Consider the following 13,564-nt stretch of genomic DNA (forward strand, 5'->3'; position numbering starts at 1 on the left):
CCGCACGCAAGGTGATCCGTGACCCGTCCCACCACCGTCCTCCTCCTCGACTTCGACGGCACCGTCGCGGTCGGGCACGGCCCCGTGCACGCCTACGCCCGGGCCGCCGCCGCGAGCCTCGCGCCCACGGCCGCCGCCCGGTTCCGGGACGAGGCCGAGGCCGCGATCGAGGCGTGGGGCACCGGCGCCGACGGGACGACCACCGACGAGCTGCTCCCGCTGGACGGCTACGACCTGGTCCGGGTGCTCGCCGAGCGCCACGGCGTCGGGCCGCACGCGCTCTCCGCCGCCTACCTCGCCAGCCGGCACGCCCTCGGCACCGCCGACGCCCCGGTCGCCGCCCCCGACGGCCTGGCCGACCTGCTCGCCGAGATCCGCCCGCTGGCCACGATCGTGCTCGCCACCAACGCCCCGCGGATCCGCCTGGTCGAGACCCTGACCGACCTCGGCGTCGCCCCGCTGCTCGACCGCATCCTCACCGAGGTCGGCAAGCCCGCCGGCATGCCCCGGCTGCTCGACGCCGTCGGCGCCACCCCGCAGGGCCCCGCCCGGGTGCTCAGCGTCGGCGACGTCTGGGTCAACGACCTGGCACCCGTCGCCGCCCGCGGGCACGCCACCGCGCTCGTCGCGCGCACACCCCCGCCGCAGGCACGCCCCACGTACCTCGGCCCCGATCTGCCGTCGCTCTACCCCGACCTGCACCAGTGGGTCGCCGACGGCGCCGCACGTCCCCTCGCAGTCCCCACCACCACCGAAGGATGACCATGAAGACGCACGTCCTGCCCGGCGCCGCCCTGCTCGTCGGCGCGGCGCTCGCCCTGTCCGCGTGCTCCGGCGACGCGGACGCCTCGTCCACCTCCGGCTCCACCCCCGAGGCCCCGGCCGACCCCACCTCGCTCACCCTCGCGCTCGTCCCCTCGCAGGACCAGAGCGGGCTGGTCGACACCGCGGCCCCGCTGACCGACTTCCTCACCGAGGAGCTCGGCATCGAGGTCACCGGGGTCGTCTCCAAGGACTACCAGGCCGCCGTCGAGGCCATGGGCGCCGGTCAGGCGCAGATCGGATTCCTGCCCTCGCTCCAGCTGTGGCAGGCCGCCGACATGTACGACGCCAGCGTCGTGCTCCAGACCGAGCGCAACGGCAACATCTCCTACCCGGCGCAGTTCATGACGAACAACCCGGACAAGTACTGCGAGGACACCCCCGTCGAGCGCGACGGCATGCTGTTCTGCAACGGCGCCGACGCGATGAAGGGCCCCGCCGGCCTCGACTCGATCACGAAGGTGAAGGGCGCCAAGGTCGCGGTGCTCGGCCCCGCCTCGCCGGCCGGGTACATCTACCCGATCCTCGCGCTCCAGGAGGCCGGTCTGGACACCGACTCCGACATCGAGCAGATCCCGGTGACCGCCAACGACGCCTCCGTGCTCGCCGTCTACAACGGTGACGCCGAGGTCGGCTTCTCCTTCTGGGACGCCCGCACCATCGTCGCCAAGGACACCCCCGACGTCGGCCAGAAGGTCGTCGTCTTCGCGATGACCGAGGAGATCCCCAACGACGGCGTCGCGCTGTCCGCGGACCTCTCGCAGGACCTGCAGGACCGGATCACCACCGCGCTCGAGGACTACTCGAACACCCCCGAGGGCTCCCAGGTGCTGACCGACATCTACTCGATCTCCAAGCTGGCCCCGGCGAACCCCGCCGGCCTGGACGTCGTCGCCCGCGCGGCCGAGAAGCTCGGCCTGCAGTGAGCGCAGCGGCCACGCCGGCCGCCGTCGGCGCGGGTGCGGAGGGTGCCACCTCCGTGCCCGCGCCGTGGGCCGTCCGGCTCCAGGACGTCGTCGTGCGCTACCCCAACGGGGTCGTCGCGCTCGACGGGGTCTCCCTCGACATCGAGGCCGGCGAGATGGTCGCCGTCGTCGGCCTGTCCGGCTCCGGCAAGAGCACCCTGATCCGCACCCTCAACGGCCTGGTCCCGGTCACCTCCGGCACCGTCGAGGTCGGCGGGCGCGACGTCACCGCCGCGCGCGGCCGGGCGCTGCGATCGCTCCGCGGCAACGTCGGCATGATCTTCCAGAGCTTCAACCTCGCCGGGCGCGCGAGCGTGCTGTCCAACGTGCTCGTCGGGCGGATGACCCACGCGCCCACTTGGCGCACCCTGCTCGGCCTGCACACCGCCGAGGACAAGCAGATCGCCGCCGAGGCCCTCGACCGCGTCGGCATGCTCGACCGCGCGTGGAACCGTGCCGCGCACCTGTCCGGCGGGCAGCAGCAGCGCGTGGCCATCGCCCGCGCCCTCGCCCAGCAGCCGCGCGCCGTCCTCGCCGACGAGCCCGTCGCCAGCCTCGACCCGCCCACCGCCCACGGCGTGATGTCCGACCTGCGCCGGATCAACCGCGACCTCGGGATCACCGTGATCGTCAACCTGCACCTGCTCGACCTCGCCCGCGAGTACGGCACCCGTCTGATCGGCCTGCGCGCCGGATCCGTCGTCTACGACGGCCCCGCCGCCGACGCCAGCGACGCGGTGTTCGAGAGCATCTACGGCCGGTCGATCCGCCCCGACGACGTGCTCGGCGCATGACCGCCGCGCCTTCGCCCGCCGATCCGGCCGTCGCGCTCCCGCCGCGACCCCGTGGTCGGTGGAAGATCGCCGCCGGATGGGCCGCCGTGCTCGCCGTCACCGCGCTCACCGTCCTGCCCGGGATCGGCGTGGACGTCGACCTCGGCGCGATCGTCCGCAACTGGCGCAACGGCGCCGACAAGGTGCTCGCCCTGCTCAGCCCCGACTGGGCGTTCTTCCCGCGCACCGTCGAGCCGCTGGTCGAGACCCTCCAGATGGCCGTGATCGCCACCGCCGTCGCCGGGATCGTCTCGCTGCCGCTCAGCCTGTGGGCCGCCCGCACCACCAACCCCGGACGGGTCTCCCGGGGGATCGTGCGCGCCGTGCTCAACGTCGTGCGGGCCGTGCCCGACCTGCTCTACGCCTCCGTGCTGGTCGCGATGGTCGGCGTCGGCGCGCTGCCCGGCATCATCGCGCTCGTCCTGTTCGACATCGGCATCGTGGTCAAGCTCGTCTCCGAGCAGCTCGAGGCCATGCCCACCGGCGCCCTGGAGGCCGGACGCGCCGCCGGCGGCACCCGGCTCCAGGTCAACCGCTCCGTCGCCGTGCCCGACATGATGCCCGGCTTCGTCAACCAGCTGCTCTACGTCCTCGAGCTCAACGTGCGCGCCTCGTCCGTGCTCGGCCTCGTCGGGGCCGGCGGCATGGGCCTGCTCATCGATGCCGTGCGGTCGTTCTACCGGTACGACCAGCTCTCGCTCATCATCCTGGAGATCCTCGTCGTGGTCCTCGTCATCGACGCCGTCAGCGGCGCGATCCGCCGGAGGCTCGTGTGAGCGCCGCGTCGCCGGTCGCCGTGCGCCGCCCCGGATCGTCCGCCGCCTCGCCCGTCCCGCTGCCCGCCCGGCCGTCCCGCGTGCTGCGCCGCCTGCTGCACGGCGCCGTCGTCGCCGTGGTCGTGCTCGCGTTCTGGTCCGTGCAGATCCAGTGGGGCCGGCTCGCCGACCTGCCGTCCGAGATCGTCCGCTACCTCTGGCTGATGTTCTCCGACCCCGACTGGTCCGCGCTGCCCGAAGCCCTCTGGCAGACCTGGCGCTCCGTGGCGATGGCCTGGCTCGGCACCGTCCTCGGCGTGCTGATCGCCACCCCGCTCAGCCTGCTCTCCGCCCGTGGGCACGCCCCGGCGCCCGTGCGGGGTGTGCTGCGGCTGCTGTTCAGCGTGATCCGTGCCGTGCCGGAGATCATCATCGCCATCGTGATCCTCTCCGTCACCGGCCTGACCCCGCTCACCGGTGCCCTGGCGCTCGCCGTCAACGGCGTCGGCACCCTCGGCAAGTGGGGCTACGAGTCCATCGAGGGCATCGCCCCCGGGCCCGTCGAGGCCGTCCGTGCCGCCGGTGGGTCCGGCGCGCAGGTGCTCCGCTGGGGCGTCTGGCCGCAGGTGCTGCCCGAGTTCGGGTCCTTCTGGCTCTACCGCTTCGAGATCAACGTGCGGTCCTCAGCCGTGCTCGGCCTGATCGGCGTGGGTGGGATCGGTGACATGCTCACCTCCTACACGCAGTACCGCGAGTGGTCCACCGTCGGGGTGCTGCTGATCGTCGTGGTCGTCGTCACCGTCGCCATCGACGCCGCCTCCGGGGCGCTGCGCCGCCGGATCATGGAAGGGGGTCGGGCCCGTGCCCGCGTCACCGAGCCCGCAGAGCGCTGACGTCGTCGCGCACCCCACCGTCCGGATCGCCACCGCCCTGCCCACGCTGCACCCCGGCGAGCGGCGGGTGCTCGAGGTGTTCGCCGCCGAGCCCGAGGTCGTCGTCGAGAGCACCGCGCAGGAGATGGCCGACCGGATCGGCGTCGGACGGTCCACCGTCGTCCGGGCCTGCCAGAGCATCGGCTACCGCGGCTACCCGCAGCTCCGGGTCGCGCTGGCCGCCGAGCTCGCCCACCGCGACGACCCGCTCGACTTCGGGTCCAGCGCCCTCGGTCGGGTGCGCGCCGACATCGCCGCCCTCGCCGCCGCGCTCCCGCAGATCACCGCCGTGCTGGACGAGGACACCGTCGAGCGTGCCGTCGAGGTGCTCGTCGACGCCCGTCGCCTGCTCGTGCTCGCCAACGGCCTGTCCGCGCCCCTCGCCACCGACATGGCCATGCGCCTGACCGCCGTCGGCCGCACCGCCGACTTCGTCGCCGACTCCATCGGGCAGCAGATCGCCGCCCGCGGGCTCGGCGCACCCGACGCCTGCGTCGTGCTCAGCGGCTCGGGCGCGAACGAGGCCAGCCTCAAGGTCGCCCGCGCCGCCCGCGCCGGCGGGGCCACCGTCGTGGCGGTGACGTCATTCCGGGGGTCGCCGCTCGCCGACCTCGCCGACGTCGAGCTCGTCGTCGCCCCCGCCGCCACGACCTTCCGGCACGAGCTCGAGCGCACGTCGCGCATCGCGCTCGCGGTGCTGGTGGAGTCGCTGGTCGGGATCGTGGCGGCGCGCACGGGGGCGGCCGCGGCCGAGGCGCACGACCACGTGCTCGACATCCTCAGCGAGAACCTCGCGGACTGAGCGGGCGACGCTGGGCCGGTGCCCCGCTGGTCGGGCACGCGTTTCTCTCGCGGCGCGGCGCTGGGCTTGGCCTGGCGCGCTGCTTGCCTGGTCGGCGCTTGCCCCGTCCGGTGCAGGCCTGGCGTGGTCGGCGCGTGCCTGGTGCGGCGTTGCCTGGTGCGTACCGATCGCCGCTGCGGTGCCCCGCCGAGCCCGTCAGCCCAGGACCTCGACCGTGATCTCCCAGGCCCAGTCGTCCAGGATCTCCGCCGCGTGGGAGTGCGCCGCCCGCACCGCGGTCTCCAGATCCGGTGCCTCGCCGCGGAGCGTGAACGTCACCGGCGCCGGTCCGACGAACCCGGGAGGCGCGTCGTCCCGCAGCGCCCCGAGCGCGTCGGCCATGCCCGCGCGGGTCTCGTCGTCGAGGACGTCCGGGACGGTCAGGTGGGCGACGTAGTCGGGCATCCCCGCATCGTGCCGCACGCCACCGACACGGCGCGATCGAGAACGCGACGGTCGAGTGCGGGGCGATCGGGAACGCGGTGGTCGAGAGCGCGGTGGTCGAGAGCAGGGCGATCGAGAGCGCGGTGGTCGAGAGCGGAGCGGTCGAGAGCAGGGCGATCTAGAACGGGGCGGTTGGGAGCGGCGCCGGCGGACCTGCTGCGTCGACGCTCGGGGAACCTGGCGGCGGGGTCGTCCCGAGGTGCTGGTGGCGGCCGTGGTCGCCGGGGATGACGAGGTGGTGGTGTCCGGTGGGTGTGGTCCACAGGTAGGTGCCGGGGGTGGTGTGGCGCAGGGTGAAGCCTCCGTCGGTCTTGAGGCGGTGGTCGCGTCGGCACAGGGGGCCGAGGTTGTGGTGGGCGGTGGTGCCGGGTGGTTGTCCGTCGGGTGGGTGGTGGTACTCGATGGTGTGGTCGAGGTCGCAGGTCTCGGCGGGGGTGGTGCAGCCGGGGCGGGCGCAGATCTGGTCGCGGGTGCGGACGTGTCGGGCCAGGGCGCGCGGTGGGCGGTAGGTGGTGCGGCCGACGTCCAGGACGGTGTCGGACAGCGGGTCGGTGACGATCCGCCGCCAGACGCCGCCCTCGGCCAGGGCGAGGTCTCGGGCGGTGGTGGCGTCGACGGGTCCGATGCCGGCGAGGTCGCCGGGGTGCTCGTCGAGGCCGAGCAGGGTGGTCAGGGCCACGGTGACGCGGATCTCGGTGCGGTGGTGCGGGGCGTTCCCGCAGACGGTGCGGGCCGCGGAGGCGTGGACGTCGTCGTCAGGGCTGGTGGCGTCGATGTGGACGTCGTCGTCGGGGCTGGTGGCGTCGGTGTGGTCGGTGCGGACGATACGGCCTGGTTCGTCGAGGGCGTCCGTGTCGTGGGCAGCGCAGGTTCCGCGGGCGTCGCTGCCGGGCCTGGTCGATGCTGTGGCGCCGGTGCCCCTCAGACCGTGAGTGCGTATCCCGAGGCCGGACGTCGAAAGCGGTCCGGCGTCCGGCACCTGGACGTCGCTGTCGGGCGTGCTGCTGGTGCAGGTGGTGTGCAGGACGAGGTCGGTGAGTCCGTCGGCGCGTAGCTGGTCCAGGGTTCGGGGATCCCCGGCGGTGCGTGCGGTGCGGGCGGCGGATTCCAGGGTGGTGTCGATGCGTGCGGCGGTGGCGGCGGGCAGGATCGCGGTCACCGAGGCCATCCCGTCGGGCAGCACCCGCGGCCGATACACGCACCGCTTGCTCCGTGCCTTCTCGACGCGGTGGGCGGCTTCGTGCGGGTCGACGACCAGCAGGGCCTTTTCCAGGTCGCGGTCGATCTGGGTGGGGGTGCGCTCACCGGCCTGCGTCAGGACCCGGTGCTCGGCGGCCAGGGCGACGTCGATCGGCTGATCACCCAACCGGTCGGCGATCTTGTCCGCGACCACCGCCGTGATCCGCCCGGCCGCCAACGCGTCCCCTGTCGCGGACAGCACACCGGTGTAGGCCTGTCCGTGCTCGACCAGGCGGGTGGCGGTGCGCCGGGAGCAGGCCAGGCGCATCGCGAGCTCATCCCCGGCCACGCACGCTCGCGCGGGTGGGCCACCGGCGGCGGGGCTCCAGGCCGGGTTCATCGACGCCCGCCCCGCCAGGGTGGCCGCTGCACGGGTGGTGTGGGCGTGCACCCACGAACCGATCCGCTGCCAGGCCGCGACGACCTCCACCAGACCCGCGTCGGAGACCCCGTCCAGGTCCGCGGCGTCCAGCACGGCCGCCAACGCCACACCCGGGGCCACCCCAGCCAGGCCGTCCACGTCCACCACGCCGCCCTCGACGCCCACGCCCACTCCCTCGCCGCCCACACCCACGCCCTCGATGCCCGGGATCGTGGAGGCCAGCAACGCCACCGCCGTGGCGTGGTCCTGCTCGGCGTGGATCACCCGCACCCACTCCGGGACGAGCACGTCACCGCCCCTGCGCGCACCACCGCCACCGGCGGACTCGCCGCCGGCGTCAGGGTGTTCGTGCAGGTCAGATGCCATGAACCCACCCTAGGCACCACCACCCACACGCGCCCCGCCCCACACACCCCACCTGGGGACGACGAACACACATCACGCCTGTGGACGGCTCGACACCCGCTCCTGGAGCGGAAGTCCGGCGCAGGGTGTCTCGCACCGGTCTCGGCGGGGTCCGTCCGACGAGGTGGTGATCGGCGCTCCGTCGTGCTCGGCCTGTCGGCGAGCGGCCACGCACGACGCGCGGGTGATCGTGATGGACGAGCCAGGACGGCTAGGGCTGCCCCTCCGGGGACACCGCCCGCATCGACCCCGGCACCCCCAGCGCCGACACCACGGCCCCGGCGGCGAGCAGCCCCGCGCAGGTGAGCATCGCGACGGGGTGCGCGTCGGCGAGCACGTCGGGGTCGGACAGCCCGGCCCCCACCCCGGCGACCAGCGGCAGCGTGGCGACGGCGAGCAGCCCGGCCACCCGGGACACCGCGTTGTTGGTGGCGGAGGCGACGCCGGCGAGGTGGTCCGGGGCGGCGGCGAGAGCGGTGGCGGTCAGCGGTGCGACGGTGAGGGTGAGCCCGAGCCCGAAGACGAGGATGCCGGGCAGCACGCCGGTCAGGTAGGTGGTCCCGACCCCGACGCCGGAGAGCAGGGCGATGCCGACGGCGGCGACCAGCGGGCCGACGGTCATGGGGATCCGGGGGCCGATCCGGGTGCCGAGCGCCCCCGCCCGCGAGGACAGCAGCAGCATGAGGATCGTGACGGGCAGCGAGGCGATCCCGGCGGCGAGCGGCGACCACCCGGTGACGACCTGGAGCGTGATCGGCAGGAAGAAGAACGCGCCGGACAGGGCGGCGTAGATCAGCAGGGTGGCGAGGTTGGTGGCGGCGAAGGGGCGCCAGCGCAGCAGCCCGAGCGGCAGGGCGGGGTGTGCGGACCGCTGCTCGGCCAGGACGAACCCGGCGAGGGCGAGCAGGCCGCCGATCCCGACGCCGGCGACGGTGGCGGACAACCGCCCCTGCTCGGACCAGGCGGTGAGCGACCAGGTGAGCGCGCCGAGGCCGAGGGCGGCGAGCACGGTGCCGCGCACGTCGAGGTGGGGCGAGGCGTCGGGGTCGGCGGACTCCGGCACCCAGCGCATCGCGACCACGACGACGAGGGCGGCGAGCGGCAGGTTGATCCCGAACACCCAGCGCCAGCCGAAGGCCTCGACCAGCCAGCCGCCGAGGAAGGGGGCGACGGCCCCGGCGGCGCCGGACAGCCCGGACCAGGCGCCGATCGCCCGGGCGCGGTCATCGTGGGTGAAGGACGCCTGGAGGATCGCGAGCGACCCGGGGGTGAGCAGCGCGCCGCCGACGCCCTGGAGCGCCCGGGCGGCGATCAGCGCACCGGCGCCGGGTGCGAGCGCGCAGAGCAGCGAGGCGGCGGCGAAGGCGACGGTGCCGACGAGGAACAGCCGACGCCGCCCGAACCGGTCGCCGAGCGAGCCGCCGAGCAGCAGCAGGGCGGCCAGGGTGAGGGCGTAGCCGTTGACGGTCCACTGCAGCCCGGCGGTGGTGGCGCCGAGGTCCTCGGAGATCGCGGGCAGGGCGATGCCGACGACGGTCCCGTCGATGAACACGAGCCCGGAGCCGAGCACGGCGGCGAGCAGGGTGCCGCGTCCGGCGGCGCTCGACAGGGTCAGCCCGGGGGCGGGCGGGCTGCTGCTCATCGGGCCTCCGGACGGGTCGCGTGGTGGTCGTGACGGTACGCCGCACCACCGACGTCGACCCGGCGACGCACAGCATCGGCACAGGCGCCCGGCGCGTCGTTCGGTCGGCGAGGTCGGCGACGGTCGGGCACAGTATTCGGGTGGGTGATGTCAGGGACCTCAGGTCTGCGCCGGCGGCGAGGCGTGCCGACGCCCGGGCCGAGCGGGACGAGCTGGTCCTGGACGCCCGGCGATCGGCCCCCCGCGCGGCGCGGCACTGGATCATGCACCGGGTGGCGCAGGCCGGCGTGCAGGGGTCGGCGAACCAGGTGATCGAGCTGCTGACCGGTGAGGTCGTGGCGAACGCCGTGGTGCACGGGCCGGAGCACGGTCAGGTGCGGGTGTCGGTGCAGATCGATCATCGCGGGGTGAAGGTGTCGGTCACCGACGAGAGCCCGGCGAGCCCGCAGGTGCAGCACCCGGCGCCGACGGCGGTGAGCGGTCGCGGCATGGCGCTGGTCGAGGCGCTGTCGCGCACCTGGGGCACCGACCTGCACGACGGGGTCGGCAAGACGGTGTGGTTCGTGGTCGACCCGGAGACGGACTAGAGCCGCAGGTCCACCACGAGCGCCCGGTGGTCGGACATGCCGGTGTCGATCGCGACGGGCTCGGTCCGCACCTGCACGGCGCCGTCGAGCAGCACGTGGTCGATCTGGCGGTCGGGCACCTCGACCGGGAAGGTCAGCACGTCGCCGACCGGACGCCAGCCGGTGACCCGTGCGGGGGTGCGGGCGCGCAGGTTGAGGTCGCCGGTGACGGCGAGCGGCCGCGGCAGGTCGGCGCAGGCACGGCGGAGGTACCGGAGCTGGCGGACGTTCCACCCGGGGATGAAGGTGAGGTGGGTGGAGACGACGGTCAGCGGTCCCTCGGGGGTCTCGACCACGGCGGCGATCGCTGCGCGGCGTTCGTCGCGCACCCAGGACACGCGCCGGGTGCCGCGGTGGACCATCGGCGCGCGGCCGGGGAACGTCGGCAGGGCGAGCACCCGCCAGGACGAGACCGGGTGCCTGCTGAGCAGGGCGATGCCGTAGGCCGCGATCGTGGGCTGGTCCTCGCCGGTGGCGGCGGTCCAGGTGCCGGGGTGCCCGTGCAGGGTGGCGGCGAACCGGTGGTGCTCGGCGCCCATGGCCTGCGCGGCGACGGCGGTGAGGTCGGCCTGGTGCGACCGGGGCTGGTCGCGGTCGACCTCCTGGAGGGCGACGACGTCGGCGTCGAGCCCGCGCACGGCGGCGGCGAACCTGTCGAGGTCCACCTTCCCGTCGGCGAGGCCACGCCCGTGCAGGATGTTGAAGGTCGCGAGTCGCACCCCGTGATCATGTCCGCCGGAGTGCGGGGGCGCGCGTCGTCGTCTACACACGGGGGATGGGAGCAGAGGAGACGGGGGTGCAGGCCGGGGCGGTCGCGGAGCCGCCGGACGCCCGCACCGCCCTGCAGGACGCCCTGCGGCTGACGGCGGTGGCGCTGACCGAGGCGGAGATCCCGTTCGCGTTGGTCGGCGGGTATGCGGCGTGGGCGCGCGGGGCCCCGGAGCCGAGCCACGACGCGGACTTCGCGGTGGCGGAGGCGGACGTGCCCCGGGCGCAGGAGGCGATCGCGGCGGCCGGCCTGGAGGTGCGGGAGCCCGCGGAGAACTGGCTGTTCAAGGCGTTCCACCACGACGCGCTGGTGGACGTGCTGTTCCGGATGGTCGGGGAGCCGATCACCCCGGAGCTGCTCGGGCGCAGCGAGGTGATGGAGGTGCTGGCGGTCCGGATGCCCGTGCTGGACCCGACGGACATCCTCTCGGCGAAGATGCGGGTGCTGGGCGAGCACTTCTGCGACTTCACCCGGATGATCGCGATCGCGCGGGCGCTGCGGGAGCAGATCGACTGGCACCGGGTGCGCCGGGAGACCGCGGAGACGCCGTACGGCCGGGCGTTCCTGCTGCTGGTGCACGATCTGGGGATCTCGCCGGTCGGTCCTGAGGCGCGCTGAGACGATGTGGGAGGGCGGTGCAAGGACTGTGCCGCCCGCGACACAGGACGGTCAGAGGCGGGATCGTGCGCACGTGCCGGTCCGCCCGTCCAGCGTCGACCGACCGAGGGGGACCGCGTGCAGAGCCGACCGGAGCCGGGGACCGTGCCCGACGTGCCCGAGAGCGTGGACGAGCCCCGCGCCGACGAGCCGGGCAGCGTCGACGGGCCGCGCGCCGAGGTGCCCGGGCGCGATGCCGCGTGGTTCGACGCGCTGTTCCGCGACCACGCCCGCGCGGTGCACCGCTACCTGGTCCGGCGCGGTGCGGCGGGTGACGCCGAGGACCTGGCCGCCGACGTGCTGGTGGTCGCCTGGCGCCGCCGTGCGGAGGTGCCCGCGGGCATGGAGCTCGCCTGGCTGTACCGCACGGCGGGCTTCGTGCTGGCGAACCATCGGCGCAAGGGCCGCCCGGTGCCGGTGGCCGAGCTGCCCGACGAGCCCGATCCCTCGGACCCCGCGGTGCTGGCGGTGCGGGACGAGCGGGTGCGCGAGGTGCTGGGCCGGCTGAGCGCCCGCGACCGGCAGGTGCTGCTGCTCACCGCGTGGGAGGGGCTGTCCGGCGACGACCTCGCGACGGTGCTCGGCGTCTCGCGCGGGGGAGCGGACGCCGCGCTGTCCCGCGCGCGCTCGCGGCTGCGCGAGGCGTGGGACGCCGCCCCGGTCTGAGCCGGTGCCGGGCGGTGCAAGACCGACGACCCCCGGCACACAGAGGGGGTGGAGCGCGTCCGCACCCGGACGCCACGACGAAGGAGGGGCATCGTGACTCAGCGCCCTGAGGACCAGCCCGGTGACCGCACCCCCGAGGACGCCGCGCCCGAGGACGCCGCGCCCGAGCAGGCCGCGCCGGAGCAGGCACTGCGCGCCGCCGACCCGGCCGCCGCTGCCGATCTCGACCTGACCGCCCTGCGTGCCGAGGTGGACCGCAGGATCGCGGCGGAGACCGCCCCGGGGGTCGAGGACGAGCACGCGGTCGTCACCCCGATCCGCACCCGTCGTCCGGCGCGCTGGCTCCAGGTCGCGGCTGCGGTGGCGGCGCTGGCGGTGGTCGGCGGCGGTTCGTACGCGATCGGCGCCTCGGGCGACGGCAGCACCGCGACCCCGGCCGCCGCGCCGGCGATCTCGCTCCAGGGCTCCGCTGCCGGCGCTCAGGAGGCGGCCGGCGCGGCGGACTCGCTCGCGGCGACGACGGACATGCGGATCGCCCCGTACTACGGCGGTCGCACGGTGTTCACGGCCTCCGGCCTGTCCGACGAGGCGGGCACCGGTCACGGCTGGGCGCTGGACGCCGCGGCGACGTTCTCCGCCGAGACCGCCTCCCGCGTGGCCGGCGCGCTGGGCGTCACCGGCGAGCCGCGCCTGGAGTGGGGCGCGTGGACGGTGGGGCCGAACGACGGCTCCGGCCCGACGGTGTCGGTGCAGTCCGACGGCACCACCGGTGTCAGCTACTACGACCCGACGCGCGACCCGTGGTCCTGCACGGTCTCGGGCACGGACACGCCGGACGCCGCGACGTCGAGCGGGAGCGCCGACGGCGCGGTCGCGATCGACCCGGTCGTCCCCACCTGCGACCCCGCCGCCGCTCCCGCGCCGACCGGCGACGCCGCGCTCGGCATGGCCCGGGACGCGATGAGCAGCCTCGGCGTGGACCCGGCGTCCTTCGCGCTGACCGTCGAGGACTCCGGTGACCAGACGCAGGCCACGACCGTCACCGCGGCGCACGTCGTGGACGGGCAGCAGACCGGCTTGACCTGGTCGTTCACACTCGTGGCCGACGGTGTGCAGTCGCTGTACGGGTTCCTGGCCCCGCTGGTCGACCTGGGCGGGTACCCGGTGATCGGTGCGGCGAGCGCGGTGGAGCGGCTCGGTGACCCGCGGTTCGGTCCGACCTCCGGCGGTGTGATGCCGCTGGCCCGTGCCGAGGCGGCCGACGCCGCCGCGAGCACGATGATCGCGCCGGAACCGTCCGACGAGCCGACGGTGCCGGGGACGGTGCAGCCCGGTGCGGCGATCGACTGGCCGGTGCAGCAGGTGACGATCACCTCCGCGCGGCTGGGCGTCAGCCTGATCACCCAGGCGGACGGCGCGGCGCTGCTGGTGCCGGCCTACGAGCTGACCGGCTCGGACGGCTCGGTGTGGAGCGTCATCGCGGTGGCCGAGGACTCGCTCGACCTCGGCTGACGGACGAGCGTCGACCATCGTCGGTCGGCGCGGCGGCACCACGGTGCCGGACCGACGGGTGGCGGGTGCGCTGG

Annotated in this window: 14 protein-coding genes; 10 read left to right on the plus strand and 4 right to left on the minus strand. The window is 74.9% G+C overall.

Annotated features, from left to right (window positions below):
• The first annotated feature begins 18 nt into the window (after positions 1-18).
• Genes ACZ5HG_RS03765 through ACZ5HG_RS03790 form a run of 6 tightly spaced genes read left to right on the plus strand, consistent with a single transcriptional unit; the run spans position 19 to position 5,109 of the window.
• Positions 19-762: an HAD family hydrolase gene (locus ACZ5HG_RS03765; protein WP_464180476.1), complete on the plus strand. Its 744-nt coding sequence runs from the start codon at positions 19-21 to the stop codon at positions 760-762.
• 2 nt (positions 763-764) lie between these two features.
• A complete protein-coding gene (locus tag ACZ5HG_RS03770; protein ID WP_464180477.1) occupies positions 765-1,748 on the plus strand; it encodes a phosphate/phosphite/phosphonate ABC transporter substrate-binding protein in 984 nt (327 codons plus the stop codon).
• Positions 1,745-2,581 carry a phosphonate ABC transporter ATP-binding protein gene (gene phnC / locus ACZ5HG_RS03775; RefSeq protein ID WP_464180478.1) on the plus strand — a complete coding sequence of 279 codons (837 nt, stop codon included), beginning with the start codon at positions 1,745-1,747 and terminating at the stop codon, positions 2,579-2,581. Before ACZ5HG_RS03770 ends, phnC begins: the two co-directional genes overlap by 4 nt.
• Complete coding sequence (gene phnE, locus ACZ5HG_RS03780; RefSeq protein WP_464180479.1) at positions 2,578-3,396, plus strand: phosphonate ABC transporter, permease protein PhnE; 819 nt, start codon at positions 2,578-2,580, stop codon at positions 3,394-3,396. Before phnC ends, phnE (ACZ5HG_RS03780) begins: the two co-directional genes overlap by 4 nt.
• 59 nt (positions 3,397-3,455) lie before the next feature.
• Positions 3,456-4,268, plus strand: a complete 813-nt coding sequence (phnE, locus tag ACZ5HG_RS03785) for a phosphonate ABC transporter, permease protein PhnE (protein ID WP_464182090.1) — start codon at positions 3,456-3,458, stop codon at positions 4,266-4,268.
• Positions 4,237-5,109 (plus strand): MurR/RpiR family transcriptional regulator, encoded by an 873-nt coding sequence (locus ACZ5HG_RS03790; protein ID WP_464180480.1) that lies wholly within the window; start codon positions 4,237-4,239, stop codon positions 5,107-5,109. The genes phnE (ACZ5HG_RS03785) and ACZ5HG_RS03790 overlap by 32 nt, the downstream gene beginning before the upstream one ends.
• Before the next feature lie 195 nt (positions 5,110-5,304).
• Here ACZ5HG_RS03790 and ACZ5HG_RS03795 read toward each other — a convergent pair whose 3' ends face one another.
• From ACZ5HG_RS03795 to ACZ5HG_RS03805, 3 genes are all read right to left on the minus strand, one after another.
• Positions 5,305-5,553, minus strand: coding sequence for a hypothetical protein (locus tag ACZ5HG_RS03795; protein WP_464180481.1), 249 nt, complete (start codon positions 5,551-5,553; stop codon positions 5,305-5,307).
• Positions 5,554-5,710: 157 nt separating this feature from the next.
• Positions 5,711-7,579, minus strand: coding sequence for an HNH endonuclease signature motif containing protein (locus ACZ5HG_RS03800; RefSeq protein WP_464180482.1), 1,869 nt, complete (start codon positions 7,577-7,579; stop codon positions 5,711-5,713).
• A gap of 250 nt (positions 7,580-7,829) precedes the next feature.
• Positions 7,830-9,260, minus strand: coding sequence for a DHA2 family efflux MFS transporter permease subunit (locus ACZ5HG_RS03805; RefSeq protein ID WP_464180484.1), 1,431 nt, complete (start codon positions 9,258-9,260; stop codon positions 7,830-7,832).
• Positions 9,261-9,400: 140 nt separating this feature from the next.
• Between ACZ5HG_RS03805 and ACZ5HG_RS03810 the strand changes: the two genes are divergently transcribed.
• Complete coding sequence (locus ACZ5HG_RS03810) at positions 9,401-9,847, plus strand: ATP-binding protein (RefSeq protein ID WP_464180485.1); 447 nt, start codon at positions 9,401-9,403, stop codon at positions 9,845-9,847.
• Here the strand turns inward: ACZ5HG_RS03810 and ACZ5HG_RS03815 are convergent.
• Positions 9,844-10,605 (minus strand): endonuclease/exonuclease/phosphatase family protein, encoded by a 762-nt coding sequence (locus ACZ5HG_RS03815; protein WP_464180486.1) that lies wholly within the window; start codon positions 10,603-10,605, stop codon positions 9,844-9,846. The genes ACZ5HG_RS03810 and ACZ5HG_RS03815 overlap by 4 nt on opposite strands.
• Before the next feature lie 56 nt (positions 10,606-10,661).
• On the opposite strand from ACZ5HG_RS03815, the gene ACZ5HG_RS03820 reads away from it, so the two are divergent.
• From ACZ5HG_RS03820 to ACZ5HG_RS03830, 3 genes are all read left to right on the plus strand, one after another.
• Positions 10,662-11,273, plus strand: a complete 612-nt coding sequence (locus ACZ5HG_RS03820; RefSeq protein ID WP_464180487.1) for a nucleotidyltransferase family protein — start codon at positions 10,662-10,664, stop codon at positions 11,271-11,273.
• A 117-nt stretch (positions 11,274-11,390) separates the two neighbouring features.
• Entirely contained in the window at positions 11,391-11,978 is a 588-nt protein-coding gene (locus tag ACZ5HG_RS03825; RefSeq protein WP_464180488.1) for an RNA polymerase sigma factor, read from the plus strand.
• 93 nt (positions 11,979-12,071) lie between these two features.
• Positions 12,072-13,490 (plus strand): hypothetical protein, encoded by a 1,419-nt coding sequence (locus ACZ5HG_RS03830; RefSeq protein WP_464180489.1) that lies wholly within the window; start codon positions 12,072-12,074, stop codon positions 13,488-13,490.
• The last annotated feature ends 74 nt before the right edge of the window (positions 13,491-13,564 follow it).

It is taken from the genome of Cellulomonas sp. GTC20042, from assembly GCF_055389595.1.

Bases quoted from the DNA above. Each gene is read 5' to 3' on its own strand.
- ACZ5HG_RS03770 (WP_464180477.1), top strand. From the start codon at position 765: ATGAAGACGCACGTCCTGCCCGGCGCCGCCCTGCTCGTCGGCGCGGCG.
- phnE (WP_464180479.1), top strand. From the start codon at position 2,578: ATGACCGCCGCGCCTTCGCCCGCCGATCCGGCCGTCGCGCTCCCGCCG.
- ACZ5HG_RS03795 (WP_464180481.1), bottom strand. From the start codon at position 5,553: ATGCCCGACTACGTCGCCCACCTGACCGTCCCGGACGTCCTCGACGAC.
- ACZ5HG_RS03800 (WP_464180482.1), bottom strand. From the start codon at position 7,579: ATGGCATCTGACCTGCACGAACACCCTGACGCCGGCGGCGAGTCCGCC.
- ACZ5HG_RS03805 (WP_464180484.1), bottom strand. From the start codon at position 9,260: ATGAGCAGCAGCCCGCCCGCCCCCGGGCTGACCCTGTCGAGCGCCGCC.
- ACZ5HG_RS03820 (WP_464180487.1), top strand. From the start codon at position 10,662: ATGGGAGCAGAGGAGACGGGGGTGCAGGCCGGGGCGGTCGCGGAGCCG.